The sequence below is a fragment of the Pseudomonas edaphica genome, from assembly GCF_005863185.1.
GTDB classification, from domain to species: Bacteria; Pseudomonadota; Gammaproteobacteria; order Pseudomonadales; family Pseudomonadaceae; genus Aquipseudomonas; species Aquipseudomonas edaphica.
Genome location: NZ_VBVZ01000375.1, coordinates 1 through 6,211 on the forward strand (window position 1 = coordinate 1; position 6,211 = coordinate 6,211).

4 protein-coding genes are annotated in these 6,211 nt (G+C 61.3%); all 4 read left to right on the plus strand.

What is annotated here, in order from left to right; translation table 11 throughout:
* A partial coding sequence (locus FEM54_RS21910; protein WP_171045879.1) for an efflux RND transporter permease subunit occupies positions 1-1,134 on the plus strand: 1,134 nt, incomplete at its 5' end.
* Entirely contained in the window at positions 1,131-2,588 is a 1,458-nt protein-coding gene (gene adeC, locus FEM54_RS21915; RefSeq protein ID WP_138452976.1) for an AdeC/AdeK/OprM family multidrug efflux complex outer membrane factor, read from the plus strand. The genes FEM54_RS21910 and adeC, both read left to right, overlap by 4 nt.
* A gap of 164 nt (positions 2,589-2,752) precedes the next feature.
* Positions 2,753-4,450 carry a molecular chaperone HscC gene (locus FEM54_RS21920; protein WP_017137245.1) on the plus strand — a complete coding sequence of 566 codons (1,698 nt, stop codon included), beginning with the start codon at positions 2,753-2,755 and terminating at the stop codon, positions 4,448-4,450.
* 11 nt (positions 4,451-4,461) lie between these two features.
* A complete protein-coding gene (locus tag FEM54_RS21925; protein WP_138452978.1) occupies positions 4,462-6,147 on the plus strand; it encodes a J domain-containing protein in 1,686 nt (561 codons plus the stop codon).
* Positions 6,148-6,211 lie beyond the last annotated feature (64 nt).

Sequence of the window (6,211 nt, forward strand, 5' to 3'; positions counted from 1 at the left end):
GTACTGGAGCTGGGTAACGCCACTGGTTTCGACGTGTTCCTGCAAGACCAGGGTGGCGTCGGCCACGACAAGCTGATGGCTGCACGTAACCAGTTCCTGGGTGCGGCGGCACAAAGCAAGGTGCTGGCCGGCGTACGTCCTAACGGCGTGAACGACGAGCCGCAGTACGAGCTGACCGTTGACGACGAGAAGGCCAGTGCCCAGGGCATCAGCCTAGCGGATATCCAGCAGACACTGGCCATTGCCTTGGGTGGCAGCTACATCAACGACTTCATCGACCGTGGTCGCGTGAAAAAGGTGTATGTACAAGGTGACGCCGCCAGCCGCATGTCGCCGGAAGACCTGGACAAATGGTACGTGCGCAGCAACGACGGGAAAATGGTGCCGCTGTCGGCCATCTCGTCGGGCAAGTGGATCTACGGTTCGCCCAAGCTTTCGCGCTACAACGGTGTAGCGGCGATGGAAATCCTCGGTACCCCGGCACCTGGCTACAGTACCGGTGATGCAATGGCCGAAGTCGAACGCATTGCCAAAGAACTGCCGGCCGGTGTTGGTTATGCTTGGACAGGCCTGTCGTACGAAGAGCGCCTTTCCGGCTCCCAGGCGCCAGCGCTGTACGCACTGTCGCTGCTGGTAGTGTTCCTGTGCCTGGCGGCACTGTACGAAAGCTGGTCGATCCCGATCGCGGTGATTCTGGTGGTACCTTTGGGGGTGATCGGTGCGTTGATCGCCACCAGCCTGCGCGGCTTGTCCAACGACGTGTTCTTCCAGGTGGGCCTGTTGGTGACGGTGGGCCTGGCGGCGAAAAACGCCATCCTCATCGTGGAGTTCGCCAAAGAGCTGCATGAGCAAGGCAAAGGCATCGTCGAGGCGGCTATCGAAGCGTCCCGCATGCGTCTGCGCCCGATCATCATGACCTCGTTGGCGTTCATGCTCGGCGTATTGCCGCTGGCGATCTCCACGGGCGCCGGCTCAGGCAGCCAGCATGCGATCGGTACCGGCGTGATCGGCGGTATGATCACGGCCACTGTGCTGGCGATCTTCTGGGTGCCGCTGTTCTACGCAACCGTATCCGCCGCTGGCGAACGCAAAAAGAAAGACACTACTGAAACTCCTAAAGAGGCTGGCCAATGAGCAAGTCGCTACTTTTCTTAGCCGTCACCGCATTCGTGCTCAGTGGCTGCTCGCTGATCCCTGACTACCAGCGCCCTGAAGCGCCGGTAGCAGCCCAGTTCCCGCAGGGGCCGGCGTACTCGTCGGCCCAGGCGCCGAGCCAGGCCGCTGCCGAGCAAGGCTGGAAGCAGTTTTTCCATGACCCTGCCCTGCAACAGCTGATCCAGACCGCGTTGGTCAACAACCGTGACCTGCGTGTCGCTGCCCTGAACATCGACGCTTATGCGGCGCAGTATCAGATCCAGCGTGCCGACCTGTTCCCGGCGGTTTCGGCCACCGGCAGCGGCAGCCGCTCGCGCACCCCGGCCAAGTTGTCGCAGACCGGCGAATCGAGCATCTCCAGCCAGTACTCGGCCGGTCTGGGTATCAGTTCGTATGAGCTGGACCTGTTCGGCCGCGTGCGCAGCCTGAGTGAAGAAGCGCTGCAAAAGTACTTCGCCACTGAAGAAGCGCGGCGCAGCACCCAGATCAGCCTGGTGGCCAGTGTGGCGAATGCCTACCTGACCTGGCAGGCCGACAAGGAACTGCTCAAACTGACCCAGGACACCCTCGGCGCGTTTGAGCAGAGCTTCAAGCTGACCTCGCGCAGCAACGAAGTCGGCGTGGCCTCGGCGCTCGACCTCAGCCAGGCACGCACCTCGGTGGAAAACGCCCGTGTTCAATTGGCGCGCTATACGCGTCAGGTGGCACAGGACGAAAACAGCCTGACCCTGTTGCTGGGCACTGGCCTGCCAGCCAATATCACCAGCAAGCCGCTGTCGGATGACCTGCTCAGCGAAGTGCCTGCCGGGTTGCCCTCGGACCTGCTGCAACGTCGTCCCGACATTGTGCAGGCCGAGTACAACCTCAAGGCCGCCAACGCCAATATCGGCGCGGCCCGTGCTGCGTTCTTCCCGAGCATCAGCCTGACTGCCAGCGCCGGTACCGCCAGCCCTACCCTGGGTGGCCTGTTCAAAGGCGGTTCGGGCACCTGGTCGTTTGCCCCGCAGATCAACATCCCGATCTTCAACGCCGGTAGCCTGCGCGCAAGCCTGGACTACTCGAAGATCCAGAAAGAGATCAACGTGGCCAACTACGAGAAGGCGATCCAGACCGGCTTCCAGGAAGTCTCCGACGGCCTCGCCGCCCGCGAGACCTACAAGCAGCAGCTGGATGCTCAGCGCGGCTTCGTTGCGGCCAACCAGGATTACTACCGCCTGGCCGAGCGTCGCTACCGCATTGGTGTCGACAGCAACCTGACCTTCCTCGACGCCCAGCGCCAACTGTTCAGTGCCCAGCAATCGCTGATCACCGACCGCCTGGCGCAGCTCAACAGCGAGGTCAACTTGTACAAGGCCCTCGGCGGCGGCTGGAACGAGCAGACCGCGAAGAACGAGCCGTTGAAAGAAGAAGCACCGGCGCTGAAGTTGTTCTGATCGTGCTGATGTAGATAAAACCGCTTCCCTTACCGGAAGCGGTTTTTTTTTGCCATGTCGTTAATCAGCGCGAATCAAAGGTGGGCGCTGGCTTGCCTTCCCTTCAACCTTTCAGGGTAAAATTAGTAACAGATTCTTACAGACCACAGAGGGAGCTTGTCGTAATGATCGTAGGAATCGACCTGGGGACGACCAATAGCCTGGCCGCCGTGTGGCGCGGCGATGCGGCCGAAATGGTGCCCAATGCGCTTGGCCAGTTGCTGACCCCCAGCGTGGTCGGCCTGGATGATCAAGGCCGTATCCTGGTGGGCCAAGCCGCCAAGGAACGCCTGCATACTCACCCACTCCTGACCACGTCGCTGTTCAAGCGCTACATGGGCAGTGCCACCGAAGTGCGCCTGGGCGACCGCTCGTTCCGCCCCGAAGAGCTGTCGGCGCTGGTCCTCAAAAGCCTCAAAGAAGACATCGAGCGCACCTACGGCCAAACCGTCACCGAAGCAGTGATCAGCGTGCCCGCCTACTTCAGCGACGGCCAGCGCAAAGCCACGCGCATTGCCGGTGAACTGGCGGGGCTCAATGTTGAAAAACTGATCAACGAACCCACCGCCGCCGCCTTGGCTTATGGCTTGCACCAGCGTGACAAGGAAACCTCGTTCCTGGTGTTCGACCTCGGCGGCGGCACCTTTGACGTGTCGATCATCGAGCTGTTCGACGGTGTGATGGAAGTACGCGCCAGCGCCGGCGACAACTTCCTGGGCGGCGAAGACTTCGACACGTTGTTGCTGGAACACTTCGTCGACAGCCAGCGCAATGCCCAGGGTTTCCCGCCCACCAGCAGTGTATTGCAAGCCCTGCGCCGCGAAGCCGAGCGCGTGCGCAAAGCCTTGGGTCAGGACGACAGCGCCGAGTTCGCCCTGCGTATAGATGGCCAACAGTGGGTCACAACCATCACCCAGGCCGAACTCGCCAAGCTCTACACGCCGTTGTTGGAACGCCTGCGCGCACCGATTGAACGCGCCCTGCGCGACGCACGGATTCGGGTCGGCGACCTCGATGAAATCCTGCTGGTCGGCGGCACCACGCGCATGCCGCTGGTGCGCAAACTGGCCGCAGGTTTGTTCGGGCGTTTCCCGTCCATCAGCCTCGACCCGGACCAGGTGGTCGCCCACGGCGCGGCGATCCAGGCCGCGCTCAAGGCCCGCTCGGCGGCGCTGGAAGAAATCGTGCTGACCGACGTCTGCCCCTACACCCTGGGTATCGAAACCTCGAACCAGTACGGCGGCCATATCGAGAGCGGGCATTACCTGCCGTTGATCGAACGCAACAGCAGCGTGCCGGTGAGCCGGGTCAAAAGCGTGGTCACGCTCTACGACGACCAGCCCCGCGTGCTGCTGAAAATTTACCAAGGCGAAAGTCGCCTGGTGAAAGACAATATCGAACTGGGCCAGTTGGAAATCCCCGTGCCCAAGCGCAAGGCTGGCGAAGTCTCGCTGGACGTGCGCTTCACCTACGACAACAACGGTTTGCTCGAAGCCCAGGTGAACATTCCGCTGACCGGCGAGCAGCACTCGCTGGTGATCGAGAACAACCCCGGCGTGCTCAGCCCGCAAGAGATCCAGCAACGCCTGCAAGCGTTGGCATTGTTGAAAATTCACCCGCGCGACCAGCAGGTCAACACCGTGCTGACCGCCCGCCTCGAGCGGCTCTACCAGGAAAACCTCGGCGAATTGCGTGAGCAACTCGGACACTGGGCCGCGCAGTTCCAGCAAGTGCTCGACACCCAGGACGAACGCCGCATCCGTGAGGCCCGCAGCGAGCTGACCCGACAACTTGAGCAACTCGATAACGGGTTCTGGCGCTGAAGGAAATCCACATGGACTGTTGGACAGTGTTGCAACTGGCAGACGATGCCGACGAACGGACCATCAAGCGCACCTACGCGCGACTGCTGAAAAGCTGCCGCCCGGACGATGACGCCGAGGGTTTCCAGCGCCTGCGCGAGGCCTATGAACAGGCGCTGAACATCGCGCGCTGGCGGGCCGACAACGAGGAAGTGGAAACCGTCGAGGCGCCGATGGCCGAACAGGCACACGGCAATCTCAACGATCTGGCTGAACTGATGGACGTTCGCCCCTTGAGTCCTGCGTCGTTCGAACCGCCCATGGCGAAAAACGCGTATGACCTCGCCGAGCTGATGAACATCAGCCCACTCAGCCCCGCCGCGTTTGAAGCGCCAAAGCCCGACCCGGCCCACGCGCTGCTCGCCGGCGTGAACCTGCACAACCTCGATGAACGCTGGGCCCAGGCCCAACAGCAGAGCTGCGAAGAAACATTCCAGGCCGGCCTGCTGCGCCATTGCTTTGAAGCCCCCGGCGAGCGCAGTGCAATTGCCGGTTGGGCGATGCAACACCTGGAATGGCTGACGCCCTGGCAACAGGTGGTGATGACCCCGTGGCAGCACGAAGCCCTCACCAGCGAGCTGCTGCAGGACTACCGCCGCACCTTGCAGGAACTGCTGGAGCAAAAGGCCGAGCGCGAGTTCATCACCCAACTGACGCACTACAACGAGCAAGCCTGGCTGCGGGTGTTCGATCAGCAGCAACAGTGGCAGCGCATTATTCTGCAACTGCTGCACGACACCCAATGGAGCGTGCCGCTGTTTGAACGCGTGTGCCAGGCCTTTGGCTGGGACGACCAGAAAGGCGTGTACCCGGAACCTGAGTGGATGTGGCGTGGCTTGGTGTCGCGTTGCGAGCAGGAAAGCTTTTATATCAACCTCCAGGACAAAGCCCAGGACACCCGGCGCACCAGCGCCGACGCCCTGGCCGCGCGCTTGTTGCTCACGCCCATGACCGCAACCCAACAGATGAGCATCATCGGCACGTTTGGCCAAAACGAATGGAACGCTTGCCAGCATCTGGGCGAAACCCTGACCTGGCGTTATCCGCAGTTGATCGAACGCCTGCCCCAAAGCGACCTGTTCTTCTGGCGCAAATTCGTCCCACGACCGATTTACGTCCAAGTGCTTATCCGGCTCTGGGCGATCTTTGCCTTGGCCGCTGTCCTGAACCTCGCTCACGTTCAAACCGAAGAGCTGGACTTCGGGGTCGTACTCATCTTAGTGGTATTGGCGATCTTGCCGGCCGCGGTTTTCTTTCGGATCACGCAGGTGTGGGTCTGGATGAGTTCGTCCTTTATGGTTGCGGACCTGTGGCTGAGCCAGTATTTGATCCCTAAGCGCGTCAACCCCAACCAGTACTGGCTGGTGTTACGCCACGGCATCCCGCAATTGGCCATGCTCGTGGCTTGCGGGCTGATGCTGGGGATTCTGGGGGCGATTACTTATGCCGGGATGCTGCTGATCAACCTGCTGCACAGCAAACGCATCGGCCACATGGGTGAGAAAAGCCTCAACTATCCGTGGTTCAATGGTCTGCATTGGGCCTTCTGGAGCCCGCTGCAAGTGGTATTCCTGGTGGTGATGGTGGCGGTGATCATCGTCGCGCAGCATTACCTGCCAACTGTGCCATGGACACATATCGACCTGCCAAAACGGTAACAAGAAGATCTGGCCTGAGCGTAGTGCGCTGGCCCGCAACTTGCGTTCGATCATCGCCCACAAC

Excerpts from the sequence above, each read along its gene's own strand:
- adeC (WP_138452976.1), top strand. The coding sequence starts at position 1,131 with ATGAGCAAGTCGCTACTTTTCTTAGCCGTCACCGCATTCGTGCTCAGT.
- FEM54_RS21920 (WP_017137245.1), top strand. The coding sequence starts at position 2,753 with ATGATCGTAGGAATCGACCTGGGGACGACCAATAGCCTGGCCGCCGTG.
- FEM54_RS21925 (WP_138452978.1), top strand. The coding sequence starts at position 4,462 with ATGGACTGTTGGACAGTGTTGCAACTGGCAGACGATGCCGACGAACGG.